Origin of the sequence: Streptomyces marokkonensis, from assembly GCF_039539045.1 — a bacterium.
In the GTDB taxonomy this organism is placed as follows: domain Bacteria; phylum Actinomycetota; class Actinomycetes; order Streptomycetales; family Streptomycetaceae; genus Streptomyces; species Streptomyces marokkonensis.
The window spans coordinates 29,663-45,228 of sequence record NZ_BAABCQ010000016.1 but is presented as its reverse complement, the minus strand read 5'-3'; the positions used below and the strand labels follow the sequence as shown (position 1 = coordinate 45,228).

Here is a 15,566-nt window from a genome sequence, read left to right as displayed (position 1 = left end):
CGGGTGCCGCTGTCCGCTACGGCGGTTTCCGACTGTGGGTGCCGCTGTCCGCTACGACGGTTTCCGACCCTCGGCTCCGCCGTCCGCTCCGGCGAACGCGGACACCGCCGCCTTCGCCGCCGCCTCCGTCAGCGAGATCCCCTCCGCCCGGGTCGTGCTGCCCCGCGACAGCACCGCCACGAGGTGGTCGCGGCCCCCCGACGTGACCCGCCCGATGCTGTTGACCACCCACAGTCCGGTGGTGCTGCGCCGCAACCAGCCGTTCTTCAGCGCCCACGCCCCACCGTCACCACCGTCCGCCGCCGCCGACACCCCCCACCGCTGGCCGTCGGCTATCCGCCCCATCAGCCCCCGCACGTACGCCCGTGAGGCCGCGCTCAGTCGCGAGCCGTCCGCCAGGAACACCTGGCGCAGCAGCGCGACCTGGTCGGCGGCCGTGGTCTGCGTCAGCCCCCACAGCGGGCCGTCCCCGCCCCCGGTCCCCGTGAGTCCGAAGCGTCTGTTCGCCGCGTCGAGCCCGTCCGCCGCCCCGATCGCCCGCCACAGCGCCGACGCCGGGTCGTTGTCACTGTTCCCGATCATGGCGAGGGCGTGCGCCTTCTCCTCGGTGGCCAGTACCCGCCCCGCGTCCTGCGCCCGCAGCAGCAACGCCGCCAGAATGTCGACCTTGACGATGCTCGCCGTGTCGAAGACACCCGCGCCGTACGTGGCGCTCTGGCCGGAGTCGGCGTCGAGCACCGCCACCGACACCTCGACGCCGTCCGCCACGGGCACCGGCGCCATGGCCGCGGCCAGCACCGCGTCACGGTCCACGACCGGCCCGACCGTCTCCACCGATGCCTCCCCGCCCACGAGTACCGAGGCGGACGACGATACGACGCCGCCCGCACCCGGGCGCGCGGGTGCCCCCCGATAGGCTCGGGGACCGTGGCGAACAAGAACATCCCCGACTCCGGCTACTCCGACGACGACGGCTCCGCCGACCCCCGGCTGAGCGCGGCGCTCGCCGCCTGGGCCGAGGACCGCACCGCTCTGACACCCGTGCTGGAGGCGCTGGCGGACGCCCGGCTGCTGGTGCCGGTCGTGGCCGTACTGGGTGAGGTCGAGGAGGACGGGAACGGGCTGCGCCGCGAGAAGACCAGCGACATGGCGGTGCCGACCCTGAAGGCCGGCGGCCGTACCGCCCTGCCCGCCTTCACGTCCACCGGCTCGCTCGCCCGCTGGGATCCCGGGGCCCGCCCCGTCGCCGTACCCGTGCACCAGGCGTTGCAGGCCGCCGCGCACGAGAAGGCGGACACGGTCGTACTGGACCTGGCCGGACCGGTGCCGTTCGAGCTCACCGGAAAGGTGCTGCTGGCGCTGGCCGAGGGCCGTACGACGACCGATCCGCTCGCCGACCCGGCCGTCGCCCGAGCCGTACGCGCCGCCGTGGCCGCCGAGCCCGCCGTGCTCCGCGCGCACCTCGGGCCGGGACCGGCCGACGGAACCTTGGCGCTGCTCCTGGACCCAGAGGTGGACCCGGCGAGCGCCGCCCGGGCCGTCGCCGAGCGACTGGCCGCCGACGAGACGCTGAGGGCCCGCCTGGAGCGCGGCCTCGACCTGGCACTGCTGCCGGCCGGGGCGACGCCGCCGGGCGAGCCCTTGTACGTGCGGGGTCAGCTCAGACAGTGACGCCGGCGGTCACGACGACGGCTCAGCCGTAGATCGGGCCGGTGTACTTCTCGCCCGGCCCCTGGCCCGGCTCGTCCGGTACGAGCGAGGCCTCGCGGAAGGCCAGCTGGAGCGACTTCAGGCCGTCGCGCAGCGGAGCCGCGTGAAAGGAGCTGATCTCGGTCGCCGTCGCGTCGAGCAGACCGGCCAGCGCGTGCACCAGCTTGCGGGCCTCGTCCAGGTCCTTGTGCGACTCGCCCTCCTCGGTCAGGCCCAGCTTCACGGCGGCGGCGCTCATCAGGTTGACGGCGACCGTCACGATCACCTCGACCGCGGGGACCTCGGCGATGTCGCGGGTCATGGCGTCGAAGTCGGGCGTCTCAGGAGGGGTCTCACTCATGCCGCACACGATAGGGCCCCGCACCGGCCCTCTTGACAGCAGGAGGGGCGGGAGGCACCGGTTAGCGCACGCGTTCCGGAGCTGCTAACCTTGTGTAACGACCGGTCGGACACGCACGCCCCCACGGCAGCGGGCCCGGCCCACAAGTGGAGGCTCCGAACTCCCACCTGGCCGTCCCACGGACGGCGGGTCACCGGTCAGGCGGTCCCGTCCCAGCGGCGGCGACCGGCCCGAAATCGCGCCCCGCGGCCATCGCGACGGTGCTCCGGTAGTAGTCCGAGGAGCCCCGCCTGTGATCGTCCGGGGCATTTTTGTTGCGCCGGCGCGGTTAGGTCTATCGAACACAGACGTTACGCGGCTGTCCGCCAGACCGTCGCGTGGTGCTACCGAGGAGGATCCATCAGCGCCGAGCCCCGCATCAACGACCGGATTCGCGTTCCCGAGGTGCGACTTGTCGGTCCCAGCGGCGAGCAGGTCGGGATTGTCCCGCTTGCCAAGGCCCTGGAGCTTGCGCAGGAGTACGACCTCGATCTCGTCGAGGTCGCGGCGAACGCCCGTCCGCCCGTGTGCAAGCTCATGGACTACGGGAAGTTCAAGTACGAGTCGGCCATGAAGGCCCGTGAGGCGCGCAAGAACCAGGCGCACACGGTCATCAAGGAGATGAAGCTCCGGCCGAAGATCGACCCGCACGACTATGACACCAAGAAGGGTCACGTCGTCCGGTTCCTCAAGCAGGGCGACAAGGTCAAGATCACGATCATGTTCCGTGGCCGCGAGCAGTCCCGGCCCGAGCTGGGCTACCGACTGCTGCAGCGTCTCGCGGAGGACGTGGCCGACCTCGGGTTCGTGGAGTCGAACCCGAAGCAGGACGGCCGAAACATGATCATGGTCCTCGGTCCGCACAAGAAGAAGACCGAGGCGATGGCCGAGGCCCGCCAGGCGCAGGAAGCCCGCAAGGCGGACGCGAAGGCCAACCCCGGCAAGTCGCAGAACGCCGCGGAGTCCGACGAGGAGGACGCCGAGGTTCCTGCCGAAGAGCAGGCCGAGGCTCCCGCCGAAGCGTGACCCCCGGGGACGCCGTCCCCAGGACGTAACCGATACAAGAGCGACGCTCCACCCGTGCCCGGTTTCCACGACCGGCACCGGAGCGCCACCGACGAGGAGAGAACGGCGCTATGCCGAAGAACAAGTCGCACAGCGGTGCCAGCAAGCGCTTCAAGATCACCGGCTCCGGCAAGGTGCTGCGTGAGCGCGCCGGCAAGCGCCACCTGCTCGAGCACAAGTCGTCCCGCGTGACGCGTCGCCTCACCGGCAACGCCGAGATGGCCCCGGGCGACGCCGCGAAGATCAAGAAGCTTCTCGGCAAGTGACGTCGCGGCGCCTTCACTGAGCGCCGTACGTCAGGACCGGGACCCAATCGATACCGGGCCGCGTGACGACCACCGCGGCCCCGCTACAAGGAGTTAAAAGTGGCACGCGTCAAGCGGGCAGTCAACGCCCACAAGAAGCGCCGGGCGATCCTCGAGCAGGCCTCTGGCTACCGCGGTCAGCGTTCGCGCCTGTACCGCAAGGCCAAGGAGCAGGTCACCCACTCGCTGGTCTACAACTACAACGACCGCAAGAAGCGCAAGGGTGACTTCCGCCAGCTGTGGATCCAGCGCATCAACGCCGCTGCCCGCGCCAACGGCATCACGTACAACCGCTTCATCCAGGGCCTGAAGGCCGCCAACGTCGAGGTCGACCGCAAGATCCTCGCCGAGCTGGCCGTCAACGACCCGAACGCGTTCGCCGCGCTCGTCGAGGTCGCCCAGAAGGCGCTGCCGAGCGACGTCAACGCGCCGAAGGCCGCGTGACGCCGCGCTGGCTCTGAGCCGACGTGACAGGACCCGCAGGTGCGAAGCCTGCGGGTCCTGTCGTTGCCGTCTGCCACTGTCTTTTTCAGGTGCGGGTGCGGGTGCGGGTGCGTTGTGGCTGGTCGCGCCCACGCGGCGGAGCCGCGTATCGACACGTCCCGCGTCCCTGACGGGGGCGCCGCACAGCCCGCATTGATATCTGTGAAGGTGAAGAAGAGCATGCGCCCCGCCAGCCCCGAGCTGATCTCCCCCCGTTCTCCCCGGGTCGCCGCCGCCCGGCGGCTGGCCAAGCGGAACTTCCGGGGCAAGGAGCGGCTGTTCCTGGCCGAGGGGCCGCAGGCCGTACGGGAGGCGGCGGCGCACCGGGCCGACGACGCGCCCACGCTCGTCGAGGTGTTCGCCACCGTCGAGGCCGCCGAGCGCTACGCCGACATCACCGGTGCCGCCCGCGACGCGGGCGCCCGCGTCCACCTCGCCGCCGAGCAGGTGATCGAGGACATCTCCACCACCGTCACTCCCCAGGGCCTGGTCGGGGTGTGCCGGTTCCTGGACACCCCCTTCGACGAGATCCTCGCCGCCCGCCCGGCGCTCGTCGCCGTCCTCGCACACGTCCGCGACCCCGGCAACGCCGGTACCGTGCTGCGCTGCGCAGACGCCGCCGGCGCCGAGGCCGTGGTGCTCACCGACGCCTCCGTCGACCTGTACAACCCCAAGGCCGTACGCGCCTCCGTCGGCTCCCTGTTCCACCTGCCCGTCGCCGTCGGCGTGCCCGTCGACCGGGCCGTCGCGGAGTTGCGGGACGCCGGGGTGCGGGTGCTGGCGGCCGACGGCGCGGGCGAGCACGACCTCGACGCCGAGCTGGACGAGGGCACCATGGGTGGCCCCACCGCCTGGGTCTTCGGCAACGAGGCCTGGGGGCTCCCGGAGGAGACCCGAGCCCTCGCCGACGCCGTCCTGCGCGTCCCGATCCACGGCAAGGCCGAAAGTCTGAACCTCGCCACCGCCGCCGCCGTATGTCTGTACGCGTCCGCGCGTGCACAGCGCGCCGCCGGAGGGTGCCGCTCCGTCACCGAGAGCTAGTAGGGTGACCAGCTCAAGGCCCCTGCGCGGTTGAGAGGTGGGGTACGGGGATGAGCGTCGGCACGAGCAGCGCACCGGGAGCACGGCAGGCGCCGCGTCCGCCCGCGCCCCGCACGTCCGGCGACCTCGCCGACCTCGGCATGGATCCGGACCAACTGCCCGACGGCCTGGTCGTCGCCGACGAGCACGGCCGCGTCATCTGCTTCAACGCGGCCGCCGCCCGCATCACCGCCACCCCCGCCGCCGAAGCCCTCGGGCAGCGCCTTGAGCAGGCCCTGCCCCTGGAAGACCTGGAGGGCCGGCGCTGGTGGCAGCTGACCGACCCCTACGGAGGCCTCGCCATCCGTTTCCGCCAGCCCGAGCGCAACCTCCTGCTCCCCGGCGGACGGGAGGTCCTCGTCTGCGCCCGCTACGTCCGCACCGAGCCCACCGGCCCCGTCCACCGCGTCGTCGTCACCCTGCGGGACACCGAGGCGCGCCGCCGCACCGAGCGCAGCCACGCCGAGCTGATAGCGACCGTCGCCCACGAACTGCGCTCCCCGCTCACCTCCGTCAAGGGCTTCACCGCCACGCTGCTGGCCAAGTGGGAGCGGTTCACCGACGACCAGAAGCGGCTCATGCTGGAGACCGTCGACGCCGACGCCGACCGGGTGACCCGGCTCATCGCCGAGCTGCTGGACATCTCGCGCATCGACTCGGGCCGGCTGGAGGTCCGCCGTCAGCCCGTCGACATCGGCGCCGCCGTCGGCCGCCACATCCAGGCCTACGTCGCCGCCGGGCAGGAGGCCGACCGCTTCCTGCTCCGCCTCGGCCGGCCGCTGCCCGACCTGTGGGCCGACCCCGACAAGGTCGACCAGGTGCTGAGCAACCTGCTGGAAAATGCCGTGCGGCACGGCGAAGGAACCGTCACCATTGACGTCACGCCCACGGCGTCCCCCCGTGAAGGGGAGGAGGCCGGCACGTCGGTCACGGTGAGCGACGAGGGGGCCGGCATCCCGGAGGAGTCCATGAACCGCGTCTTCACCCGCTTCTGGCGGGGCAGCAAGCGCGGTGGCACCGGCCTCGGGCTGTACATCGTCAAGGGCATCGTCGAGGCCCACGGCGGCACCATCGCGGTCGGCCGCGCCCCCGGCGGCGGCGCCGAGTTCCGATTTACGTTGCCCGTGGCGGCTCCCGCGTATCTCACCTGAGACGGTCCGGGACCCCCACGGGCGCATTCGCCTTCCTTCACCCCGTTAGACTCGGCCTCTGGCACCTTTGTGTCCCGCAGGCGGAGACGCTCGGACGGAGACGCTCGGACGGAGACGATTCGTCACGGAGATGCTGCGTCACAAAGACGCCGCGTCACATGGACGCTTCGTCCACGAGCCGGTGACGGGGACCATCAGCCAGCCAATCGGAAGCACGGGAAGAGATGTCGGCACCGAATAAGTCGTACGACCCTGTCGAGGTCGAGGCGTTGAAACCGGAAGAGATCGAGCGCATGCGGGACGAGGCGCTCGCCGCCTTCGCCGCAGCGAGCTCCCTCGACGCGCTCCAGGAGGCCAAGGTCGCCCACACCGGCGGCACCTCGCCGCTGGCGCTGGCCAACCGCGAGATCGGCGCCCTGCCCCCGCAGGCCAAGGCCGAGGCCGGCAAGCGCGTCGGCATGGCCCGCGGCGCCGTGAACAAGGCGCTCGCCGCCCGCCAGGAGGAACTCGAGGCCGAGCGCGACGCGCGCGTCCTGGTCGAGGAGGCCGTGGACGTCACGCTGCCCTACGACCGCGTACCGGCCGGCGCCCGCCACCCCCTCACCACGCTCTCCGAGCGCATCGAGGACGTCTTCGTCGCCATGGGCTACGAGGTCGCCGAGGGCCCCGAGGCCGAGGCCGAGTGGTTCAACTTCGACGCCCTGAACATCGGCCCGGACCACCCGGCCCGCGGCGAGGCCGACACCTTCTTCGTCGAGGCCGCGTCCGACAGCGGCTCCGCCGCGAGGTCCGGCGGCACCGAGTCCGGCGTCGTGCTGCGCACCCACACCTCGCCCGTGCAGATCCGCTCCGCGCTCGCCCGCGAGCTGCCGGTCTACGTGATCTGCCCCGGCCGCGTGTACCGCACCGACGAGCTGGACGCCACGCACACCCCGGTCTTCCACCAGGTCGAGCTCCTCGCCATCGACGAGGGCCTGACCATGGCCGACCTCAAGGGCACCCTGGACCACATGGTCCAGTCGCTGTTCGGCGCGGAGATGAAGACCCGGCTGCGGCCGAACTTCTTCCCCTTCACCGAGCCGTCCGCCGAGATGGACATGCTCTGCTACGTCTGCAGGGGCGCGTCCGTCGGCAACCCCGACCGGCCCTGCCGCACCTGCTCCAGCGAGGGCTGGATCGAGCTGGGCGGTTGCGGCATGGTCAACCCGCGGGTGCTCATCGCCTGCGGCGTCGACCCGGAGAAGTACAGCGGCTTCGCCTTCGGGTTCGGCATCGAGCGGATGCTGATGTTCCGCCACAACGTCGAGGACATGCGAGACATGGTCGAGGGTGACGTGCGCTTCACCCGGCCGTTCGGGATGGAGATCTGATGCGGGTCCCGCTTTCTTGGCTGCGGGAGTACGTCGACCTGCCGGCCACGCAGACCGGCCGCGACGTCCAGGCCAAGCTCATTTCGGCCGGACTCGAGGTCGAGACCGTCGAGCACCTCGGTGCCGACCTCAAGGGCCCCCTCGTCGTCGGCCGGGTGCTGACCATCGAGGAGCTGGAGGGCTTCAAAAAGCCGATCCGCTTCTGCACCGTCGACGTCGGACAGGCCAACGGCACCGGTGAGCCCCAGGAGATCGTCTGCGGCGCCCGGAACTTCGCCGTCGGCGACAAGGTCGTCGTGGTCCTCCCCGGCGCGACCCTGCCGGGCGGCTTCTCGATCAGCGCCCGCAAGACCTACGGCAAGACGTCCCACGGCATGATCTGCTCCGGCGACGAGCTGGGCATGGGCGACGACGGCTCGCACGGCATCATCGTGCTGCCGCCGGAGACCGAGGTCGGCAAGGACGCCATCGAGCTGCTGGAGCTGGTCGACGAGGTCCTGGACATCGCCGTGACCGCCAACCGCGGTGACTGCCTGTCCATCCGCGGCGTCGCCCGCGAGACCGCCATCGCCTACGGCCTGCCGCTGCGCGACCCGGCCCTGCTCGACGTGCCCGGCCCGAACGCCTACGGCTACCCGGTGAAGATCACCGACCCCACCGGCTGCGACCGCTTCACGGCCCGCACGGTGACCGGCCTCAGCTCCGAGGCACGCTCCCCGATCTGGCTCCAGCGGCGCCTCCAGAAGGTCGGCATGCGCCCGATCTCGCTCGCCGTCGACGTCACCAACTACGTGATGATGGAGCTCGGCCAGCCGCTGCACGCCTACGACCGCTCCCTGGTCCAGGGCACCATCGGCGTACGCCGGGCCGAGGAGGGCGAGAAGATCGTCACCCTCGACGGCACCGAGCGGAAGCTGCACGCCGAGGACCTCGTCATCACCGACGACCGCGGCCCGATCGGACTGGCCGGCGTCATGGGCGGCGCCAACACCGAGATCGCCGACCACGGTGCCGCCGAGAACGGGGGCAACGCGACGACCGACGTGGTCATCGAGGCCGCCCACTTCAACCAGGTGACCATCGCCCGCACCGCCCGCCGCCACAAGCTGTCCTCCGAGGCCTCCCGGCGCTTCGAGCGCGGCGTCGACCCGCAGGCCGCCGCCGCTGCCGCGCAGCGCACCGTCGACCTGCTGGTGCTGCTCGCGGGCGGCACCGCCGAGGCCGGGGTCACCGAGATCAGCACCCCGTCCGCGCCGCACACCATCAGCGTCCCGGCCGACCACCCGGACAAGGTCGCGGGCGTGGAATACGGCCGCGAGACCGTCGTACGCCGCCTCCAGCAGGTCGGCTGCGACGTGTACGGCCAGGACGAGCTGCTCGTCACCGTCCCGTCCTGGCGGCCCGACCTCACCGACCCGAACGACCTGGCCGAGGAGGTCATCCGCCTGGAGGGCTACGAGAACCTGCCCTCCACGCTGCCCAGGCCGCCTGCGGGCCGCGGTCTGACCTCCCGGCAGCGGCTGCACCGCCGGGCCGGCCGCGCGCTGGCCGGCGCCGGTTATGTCGAGGCGCTGAACTACCCGTTCGTCAGCGAGAAGGTCTTCGACCAGCTCGGGCTGGCCGCCGACGACCCGGCCCGCCGCGTCGTCAAGCTGGTCAACCCGCTCAGTGACGAGGAGCCCGCGCTGCGGACCTCGCTGCTGCCGGGCCTGCTGGGCGCGCTGCGCCGCAACGACGGCCGTGGCGCGCACGACCTCGCGCTCTTCGAGACGGGCCTGGTCTTCCACCCGCGCGAGGAGCGGAAGGTCGCCGCCAACCTGCCCGTCGACCGGCGCCCCGGCGAGGACGACCTCGCCGCGCTGGACGCCGCGCTGCCCGACCAGCCGCGGCACGTCGCCGTCGTGCTGGCCGGCGCCCGAGAGCAGGCCGGCTGGTGGGGCAAGGGCCGTCCGGCAGACTGGGCCGACGCGGTCGAGGCCGCCCGGACCGTCGCCCGCGAGGCCGGCGCCGAACTGGGCACCCGCAAGGGTCAGTACGGCCCCTGGCACCCGGGCCGCTGCGCCGAGCTGACGATCACCGTCGACGGCTCCGAGCGGGTCGTCGGACACGCCGGTGAGCTGCACCCGCGCGTCCTGAAGACGCTGGGGTTGCCCGCGCGCACCTGCGCGATGGAGCTGGACCTCGACGCCGTGGCACGGGTCGGCGACGACACCCCGCAGGCGCCGGGCATCTCCACGTTCCCGGTCGCGACGCAGGACGTCGCCCTGGTGGTCGACGCGTTCGTGCCGGCGGCGGAGGTCGAGGCGGCGCTGCGCGAGGGCGCGGGTGAACTGCTGGAGGCCATCCGGCTGTTCGACGTCTACGACAACGCGGAACAGCTCGGCGAGGGGCGCAAGTCCCTGGCGTACGCGCTGCGCTTTCGCGCGGGGGACCGGACGCTGACGGTCGACGAAGCCTCCGCGGCTCGCGACGCGGCGGTCGCCCTGGCGGGCGAGCGTGTCGGAGCGGTGCTGCGTAGTTAGCGGTTCGCCCAAGGGGCGGGGGCTTCTGCCGGTCGGCGGCCGTGGGTGGTCGGTGGCTGGTCGCGCAGTTCCCCGCGCCCCTTGTCGGCGTCAGGGTGACGTCCTTCCAGAGGCGCGGGGTCGTGACATGTGCGGCTCCGCCGCATGGGCGTGAGCAACCACGACGCACCCGCGCCCGGCAACGCACCGCAATGCTCACCGCACCCGGCGAAGCCGGCGTGCCGTCCGCCCCGCCACGGAGTGTCGGGCAGGCGGCAGGACGGACGGCGTGGACCCGGGCCGCCGCACTGTACGAGGGGGAGCCGGCGGCCCGGCCGGCCTCTTTCGAGGCAGCTCAGTCAACCGGCCCGGGAACTCTCCACGACAGCGCACGCACGCTACGGATGCGCGTACTCCGTTCACACCCCGTGTGAGGACCGACGCACTACGCTGTCGGCACCGAGTCACCGGGGGGCACCCATGCAGCCCAACACCCTGCTCGACGCGATCCTGGACGAGGCCGGGATCTCGCACGCGGGACTGGCCGCGCACGTCAATCAGGCGGGGCGGGCGCGCGGGCTCGCACTGCGCTACGAACACACCGCCGTCGCCCGGTGGCTGAAGGGGCAGCGGCCACGCGGCCAGGTACCCGACCTGATCTGCGAGGTCCTCGCCTCCCGCCTGCACCGGCCCGTCACCCTCGACGACATCGGCCTCGGCGTGCCCGGCGAACCGGTCGCCGCCCACACCGGATCACTGTCCGGGTTCGTGGAGCGCGCGACCGCCCTGTGGCGTTCCGACCAGCAGCGGCGCCCGCACATCCTCGGCGCCCCCGCGCTCACCGGCACGCCCGCCGTGATGCCGGTGTGGGAGTGGGAGAACCCGCCCGAGGACGTGGACGTCTCCCGCGGCGGCCGGCACCGGGTCACCGCGGCCGACCTGGAGATGCTGCGCTGCGCCCGCGCCCACTACGAGCAGATGTACCGCAAGGCCGGCGGCATGGCGACCCGCTCCCGCATCGTCGGCTTCCTCAACTCCGAGGCCGCCCCGCTGCTGCGCGGCGGCTACACCGACGCCACCGGCCGACAGCTCCACCGGGCCACCGGCGGTCTGGTCGCGGTCGCCGGCATCTGCGCGTACGACTCCGACGCGCACGGCCTCGCGCAGCGCTACTTCCACCAGGCCCTGCGGCTCGCGAAGGCCAGCGGCGACCGGGGCCTGGGCGCCTACGTCATAGCGCTGCTGGTCAACCAGGCCCTGTTCGTGCGGGAGAACCGGCAGGCCGTCGCCTTCGCCGAGGCCGCCCTGCGCGCCGCCGGCCGGCACATCACCCCGGCGCTCGCCTCCGACCTGTACGCGATGCAGGCCAAGGCGTACGCCCACCTCGGCGACGGCACCAGCGCCCTGTCCTGTATCCGGCGGGCCGAGCGGGCCGCCGAGCGCATCCGGCGCGGCCACGAGCCCGACGAGACCGGCTATGTCCAGCCCGGCCTGGTCAACGTCCAGGTCGCCGAGGCACTGCTCAGCCTCGGCGAACTCGCGGCGGCCGGAGAGCATGCCGCGGCGGCGGTCGACAACCCCGCGCACGACCGGGGCCGCGTGCACCGGCTCGCCATACTCAGCACGATCGAACTGCGGCAGGGCAACGCCGACAAGGCGGCGGCCACCGCGGTGCGGATGGCCGAACAGGCCCGTGGCATGGAGTCCCAGCGCCTGCGCGACAGACTCCGCGCGGTACGCGAGCACCTGGTGCGCAACGGGTGCGCGGACACGGCCGAGGCCGCCGAACTCATCGACGGCGCACTGCGCGTACCGTTCTGACGTTCCGGCCCCGGGACACACCGCGCCACCGCCGCGCCGTGAGCGGCCGTCGTGCGCCTGCTGCCGGGCCGCTGCTGCTGCGATATTGCCACCTACTCAAGGAAGGTGGCAGAACCGTGCAGTGGACGAAACAGAACGAACAAACTGTGTACTCAAATCGCTGGTTCAGCGTCAATCTCGCCGACGTCGGGTTACCGGACGGCCGGCATCTCGACCACTTCCTCATCCGTATGCGTCCCGTGGCGGTGGCCACGGTCGTCAACGAGGCGAGCGAGGTGCTCCTGCTGTGGCGGCACCGGTTCATCACCGACAGTTGGGGCTGGGAACTCGCGGCCGGTGTCGTCGAGGACGGCGAGGACATCGCGGTGGCCGCGGCCAGGGAACTGGAGGAGGAGACCGGCTGGCGGCCGGGACCACTGCACCACCTGATGAGCGTGGAACCGTCCAACGGGCTCACCGACGCCCGGCACCACATCTACTGGGCCGACGAGGGAACGTACGTCGGCCACCCCGTGGACGACTTCGAGTCGGACCGCCGGGAGTGGGTCCCCCTCAAGCTCGTTCCCGACCTGGTCGCCCGCGGGGAGGTCCCGGCCGCCAACATGGTGGCCGCGCTCCTCCTGCTGCATCACCTCAGGCTCGGCCAGGACACCCCGTCCGGCCGGAGCGGCGGTGCCTAGTGTCCGAGGGCCTGCCAGACCGCCACGACCAGGGCGCCCACGGCCGTGACAACCGTGACCGCGGGCAGGGGCCAGCGGGCGTGCTCCAGGGTGGTCAGCCGTGCGTTCAGGTCCTCCAGCTCCTTGGCGGCCTCCTCGGTGCGGTGGGAGAGCAGGGCCAGCCCGCCCTCGACGCGGGCGTAGGCCACGTCCAGCCGGCGTCGTAACTCCGCGAGTTCTCCCTGGGCGACGGAATGCTCGGGATCGGCGGTCACGAACCGCTCCTTTCCGTAGTCGTCTCACATCCCTTGCATGTGCATGGTGAGTCAACCCGCCTGGTGGGCGCGTGGGGAGCGTGTGCGTACGGCATATGCGAGCCCGAGACGCACACGCCGTGTGAATGCCGCGGGCCCGGCACCTCGACAGGTACCGGGCCCGCAGGGCGTCGCTCTTCGTCATCAGCCGTAGGAGTAGAACCCCGACCCGCTCTTCCGCCCCAGCCGCCCCGCGTCGACCATGCGCTGGAGCAGCGGGGGAGCGGCGTACAGCGGCTCCTTGTACTCCTCGTACATCGAGAACGCGACCGAGGCGACCGTGTCCAGGCCGATCAGGTCGGACAGCTTCAGCGGGCCCATCGGGTGGGCGCAGCCCATCTCCATGCCGTTGTCGATGTCCTCGCGGCTGGCGATGCCCGACTCGAACATCCGGATCGCGGAGAGCAGGTACGGGATCAGCAGCGCGTTGACCACGAAGCCCGAGCGGTCCTGCGCGCGGATGGAGTGCTTGCCCAGCACCTTCTCGGTGAAGAGCTGAGCCCGGCTGAGCGTGCCCTCGGAGGTGGTGAGCGCCGGGATCAGCTCGACGAGCTGCTGCACCGGGGCCGGGTTGAAGAAGTGGATGCCGATGACGTGGTCGGGCCGCGAGGTGGCGACCGCCAGCTTCACCAGCGGGATCGAGGAGGTGTTGGAGGCCAGGATCGCGTCCGGCCGGGTCACGACCTGGTCCAGTACCTGGAAGATCTCGGTCTTGACCTGCTCGTTCTCGACGACGGCCTCGATCACCAGATCACGGTCGGCGAACTCGCCGAGGTCGGTGGTGAAGCTCAGCCGCGCCTGGGTCGCGTCCCGCTCCTCCTCGGTGATCTTGCCGCGCTCGGCGGCCTTGGTGAGCGAGTTGTACAGCCGCGTCCGGCCGATCTCCAGAGCCTCGCCGGTGGTCTCGGCGACCATCACCTCCAGACCGGAGCGGGCGCACACCTCGGCGATGCCCGCCCCCATCTGACCGCAGCCCACCACGCCGACACGTGCGATATCTCCCGAGATGCCGGTCACATCGTCCCTTTCGCTGACTCCACGACTGAGGCAGGTGCGCCGGGGTCCCCGACGCCTGCTCCGATCGTGCACGTTACCCCCGAATGGCCACGGATCCGTCCCCCGGGTCGGGCATGCTGAGAGACCGTCCACGATCCGTGACCGTGCGGATCCACAGCGTTCAGGAGGTTCTCCCATGGGCCGTGTCTCGCGTCGTGCCTTCGCGGTGGCGGCGTTGTCGGCGTTCACGATGGCGCCCGGGGCGTCGGCGGCGCCGGTTCCGTCCGGCGCGCGGACCCCGCCGACGGCGCCGGGCCCCGCCGCCGTACCGTCCGCCCGCAGCGTCGCCACCGGGATGCGGGGCATGTGGCTGGCCACGGTGGCCAACCGCGACTGGCCCACCCGACCGGGGCTGCGCGCCGCGGAGCAGCGCGCGGAACTCGTCGAGCACCTCGACACGGCGGTCCGGCACCGCCTCAACACGGTGATCTTCCAGGTGCGGCCGGCGGCCGACGCGCTGTGGCCGTCGGCGTACGAACCCTGGTCGCAGTACTTGTCCGGCAGTCAGGGCCGCGACCCGGGCTGGGACCCGCTGGGCACGGCCGTGAAGGAGGCCCACGCCCGCGGCCTGGAACTGCACGCCTGGTTCAACCCGTACCGCGTCGCCACGCACGACGACCCGGCCCAGCTCGTGCCCACCCACCCCGCGCGCAAGCACCCCGAGTGGGTGGTGCCGTACGGCGGGAAGCTCTACTACAACCCGGGGCTCCCCGAGGTCCGGGCCTTCGTCCAGGACGCGATGATGGACGCGGTGGAGAAGTACGCCGTGGACGGCGTCCACTTCGACGACTACTTCTACCCCTACCCGGTGGCGGGCCGGAGCTTCGGCGACGGCGGCACGTACAGCACCCACGGCAGCGGCTTCGCCACCAGGGACGCCTGGCGGCGGGACAACATCGACCTGCTGGTGCGCGAGACGGCGGCCCGCGTGAAGAAGGTCCGGCCGGCCGCACGCTTCGGGGTCAGCCCGTTCGGGGTGTGGCGCAACGCGGCCACCGACGCGAAGGGCTCGGACACCCGGGCGGGGGTGCAGACCTACGACGACCTGTACGCGGACACCCGCAAGTGGGTGCGCGAGGGCTGGCTCGACTACATCGTGCCGCAGTTGTACTGGCACGTCGGCCAGGACGCCGCGGACTACGCGAAGCTGGTCCCCTGGTGGGCGCAGGTGGCAAAGGGCAGCCGCACACAGCTGTACGTGGGCGAGGCGCTGTACAAGGCCGGTGACCCGGCGCAGCCCGCCGCCTGGCAGGACCCGGCCGAACTGTCCCGGCACCTCACACTGGCGCGGGAGCACCCCGAGGTACGCGGGCACGTCTTCTTCGCGGCGAAGGACATCGCCGACGACCGGATCGGCGCGATGGCGAGGGTGCGTGCCGACCACTACGCGCGGGCGGCCGGCACCCCCCGCCAGGACGGGTAGAACGGGCAGAGCGGGAAGGACAGCCGTCCGCTACAGCTGGGTCTCCCTGTGCCGGATCTCGGAGTCGGGGCCGGGCGAGCACACCGCCTCGTGCCCGTCCTGGAACCGGACCCGGTACGGGGGAGCGCCCCTCTCGCCCATGACTTCGACGATTTCCGCCACCTTGTCGTGCTCGCCGACCACCCGGCCGTGCTGGATCAGCTGGTCGCCCTCGGTTGCTCGCATGCGTGAGGCCTCCTCACCTGTGTG

Annotated in this window: 16 protein-coding genes; 11 read left to right on the top strand and 5 right to left on the bottom strand. The window is 72.0% G+C overall.

What is annotated here, in order from left to right; genetic code table 11:
* Nucleotides 1–51: 51 nt before the first annotated feature.
* On the bottom strand, nucleotides 52–834 hold the full coding sequence (locus ABEA26_RS06245) for a serine hydrolase (protein WP_345589973.1): 783 nt from the start codon (nucleotides 832–834) through the stop codon (nucleotides 52–54).
* A gap of 93 nt (nucleotides 835–927) precedes the next feature.
* On the opposite strand from ABEA26_RS06245, the gene ABEA26_RS06240 reads away from it, so the two are divergent.
* Nucleotides 928–1,671 carry an SseB family protein gene (locus ABEA26_RS06240; RefSeq protein WP_345589972.1) on the top strand — a complete coding sequence of 248 codons (744 nt, stop codon included), beginning with the start codon at nucleotides 928–930 and terminating at the stop codon, nucleotides 1,669–1,671.
* Between the two features lie 22 nt (nucleotides 1,672–1,693).
* On the opposite strand, the gene ABEA26_RS06235 is transcribed toward ABEA26_RS06240, so the two are convergent.
* Complete coding sequence (locus ABEA26_RS06235; protein WP_279565109.1) at nucleotides 1,694–2,050, bottom strand: DUF1844 domain-containing protein; 357 nt, start codon at nucleotides 2,048–2,050, stop codon at nucleotides 1,694–1,696.
* 399 nt (nucleotides 2,051–2,449) lie between these two features.
* On the opposite strand from ABEA26_RS06235, the gene infC reads away from it, so the two are divergent.
* The 9 genes from infC to ABEA26_RS06190 all read left to right on the top strand — a co-directional run bounded on the left by infC (nucleotide 2,450) and on the right by ABEA26_RS06190 (nucleotide 12,545).
* Nucleotides 2,450–3,115: a translation initiation factor IF-3 gene (infC, locus tag ABEA26_RS06230; RefSeq protein ID WP_345590013.1), complete on the top strand. Its 666-nt coding sequence runs from the start codon at nucleotides 2,450–2,452 to the stop codon at nucleotides 3,113–3,115.
* 110 nt (nucleotides 3,116–3,225) lie between these two features.
* Nucleotides 3,226–3,420, top strand: a complete 195-nt coding sequence (rpmI, locus tag ABEA26_RS06225; protein WP_003977225.1) for a 50S ribosomal protein L35 — start codon at nucleotides 3,226–3,228, stop codon at nucleotides 3,418–3,420.
* Between the two features lie 99 nt (nucleotides 3,421–3,519).
* Nucleotides 3,520–3,903 (top strand): 50S ribosomal protein L20, encoded by a 384-nt coding sequence (rplT, locus tag ABEA26_RS06220; RefSeq protein WP_003977226.1) that lies wholly within the window; start codon nucleotides 3,520–3,522, stop codon nucleotides 3,901–3,903.
* A gap of 219 nt (nucleotides 3,904–4,122) precedes the next feature.
* Nucleotides 4,123–4,983, top strand: coding sequence for a TrmH family RNA methyltransferase (locus ABEA26_RS06215; RefSeq protein ID WP_345589969.1), 861 nt, complete (start codon nucleotides 4,123–4,125; stop codon nucleotides 4,981–4,983).
* 50 nt (nucleotides 4,984–5,033) lie between these two features.
* Nucleotides 5,034–6,173 (top strand): sensor histidine kinase, encoded by a 1,140-nt coding sequence (locus tag ABEA26_RS06210; RefSeq protein ID WP_345589968.1) that lies wholly within the window; start codon nucleotides 5,034–5,036, stop codon nucleotides 6,171–6,173.
* Nucleotides 6,174–6,397: 224 nt separating this feature from the next.
* Nucleotides 6,398–7,543 carry a phenylalanine--tRNA ligase subunit alpha gene (gene pheS / locus ABEA26_RS06205; RefSeq protein WP_345589966.1) on the top strand — a complete coding sequence of 382 codons (1,146 nt, stop codon included), beginning with the start codon at nucleotides 6,398–6,400 and terminating at the stop codon, nucleotides 7,541–7,543.
* The gene (gene pheT, locus ABEA26_RS06200; RefSeq protein WP_345589964.1) at nucleotides 7,543–10,065 is read left to right on the top strand and encodes a phenylalanine--tRNA ligase subunit beta; all 2,523 of its coding nucleotides are present in this window, start codon (nucleotides 7,543–7,545) and stop codon (nucleotides 10,063–10,065) included. The genes pheS and pheT overlap by 1 nt, the downstream gene beginning before the upstream one ends.
* Before the next feature lie 459 nt (nucleotides 10,066–10,524).
* Nucleotides 10,525–11,865 carry an NsdA family TPR-like regulatory protein gene (locus tag ABEA26_RS06195; protein ID WP_345589962.1) on the top strand — a complete coding sequence of 447 codons (1,341 nt, stop codon included), beginning with the start codon at nucleotides 10,525–10,527 and terminating at the stop codon, nucleotides 11,863–11,865.
* A 116-nt stretch (nucleotides 11,866–11,981) separates the two neighbouring features.
* On the top strand, nucleotides 11,982–12,545 hold the full coding sequence (locus ABEA26_RS06190; RefSeq protein WP_345589961.1) for an NUDIX hydrolase: 564 nt from the start codon (nucleotides 11,982–11,984) through the stop codon (nucleotides 12,543–12,545).
* Here ABEA26_RS06190 and ABEA26_RS06185 read toward each other — a convergent pair.
* Nucleotides 12,542–12,799, bottom strand: coding sequence for a hypothetical protein (locus tag ABEA26_RS06185; RefSeq protein ID WP_279565102.1), 258 nt, complete (start codon nucleotides 12,797–12,799; stop codon nucleotides 12,542–12,544). The two genes, ABEA26_RS06190 and ABEA26_RS06185, sit on opposite strands and share 4 nt — an antisense overlap.
* Before the next feature lie 183 nt (nucleotides 12,800–12,982).
* A complete protein-coding gene (locus ABEA26_RS06180; RefSeq protein WP_345589959.1) occupies nucleotides 12,983–13,855 on the bottom strand; it encodes a 3-hydroxybutyryl-CoA dehydrogenase in 873 nt (290 codons plus the stop codon).
* A gap of 175 nt (nucleotides 13,856–14,030) precedes the next feature.
* On the opposite strand from ABEA26_RS06180, the gene ABEA26_RS06175 reads away from it, so the two are divergent.
* Nucleotides 14,031–15,317: a glycoside hydrolase family 10-like protein gene (locus ABEA26_RS06175; protein ID WP_345589957.1), complete on the top strand. Its 1,287-nt coding sequence runs from the start codon at nucleotides 14,031–14,033 to the stop codon at nucleotides 15,315–15,317.
* A 30-nt stretch (nucleotides 15,318–15,347) separates the two neighbouring features.
* Here the strand turns inward: ABEA26_RS06175 and ABEA26_RS06170 are convergent, their stop codons facing one another.
* Nucleotides 15,348–15,542: a DUF1918 domain-containing protein gene (locus tag ABEA26_RS06170; RefSeq protein WP_345589955.1), complete on the bottom strand. Its 195-nt coding sequence runs from the start codon at nucleotides 15,540–15,542 to the stop codon at nucleotides 15,348–15,350.
* Between the last annotated feature and the right edge of the window lie 24 nt (nucleotides 15,543–15,566).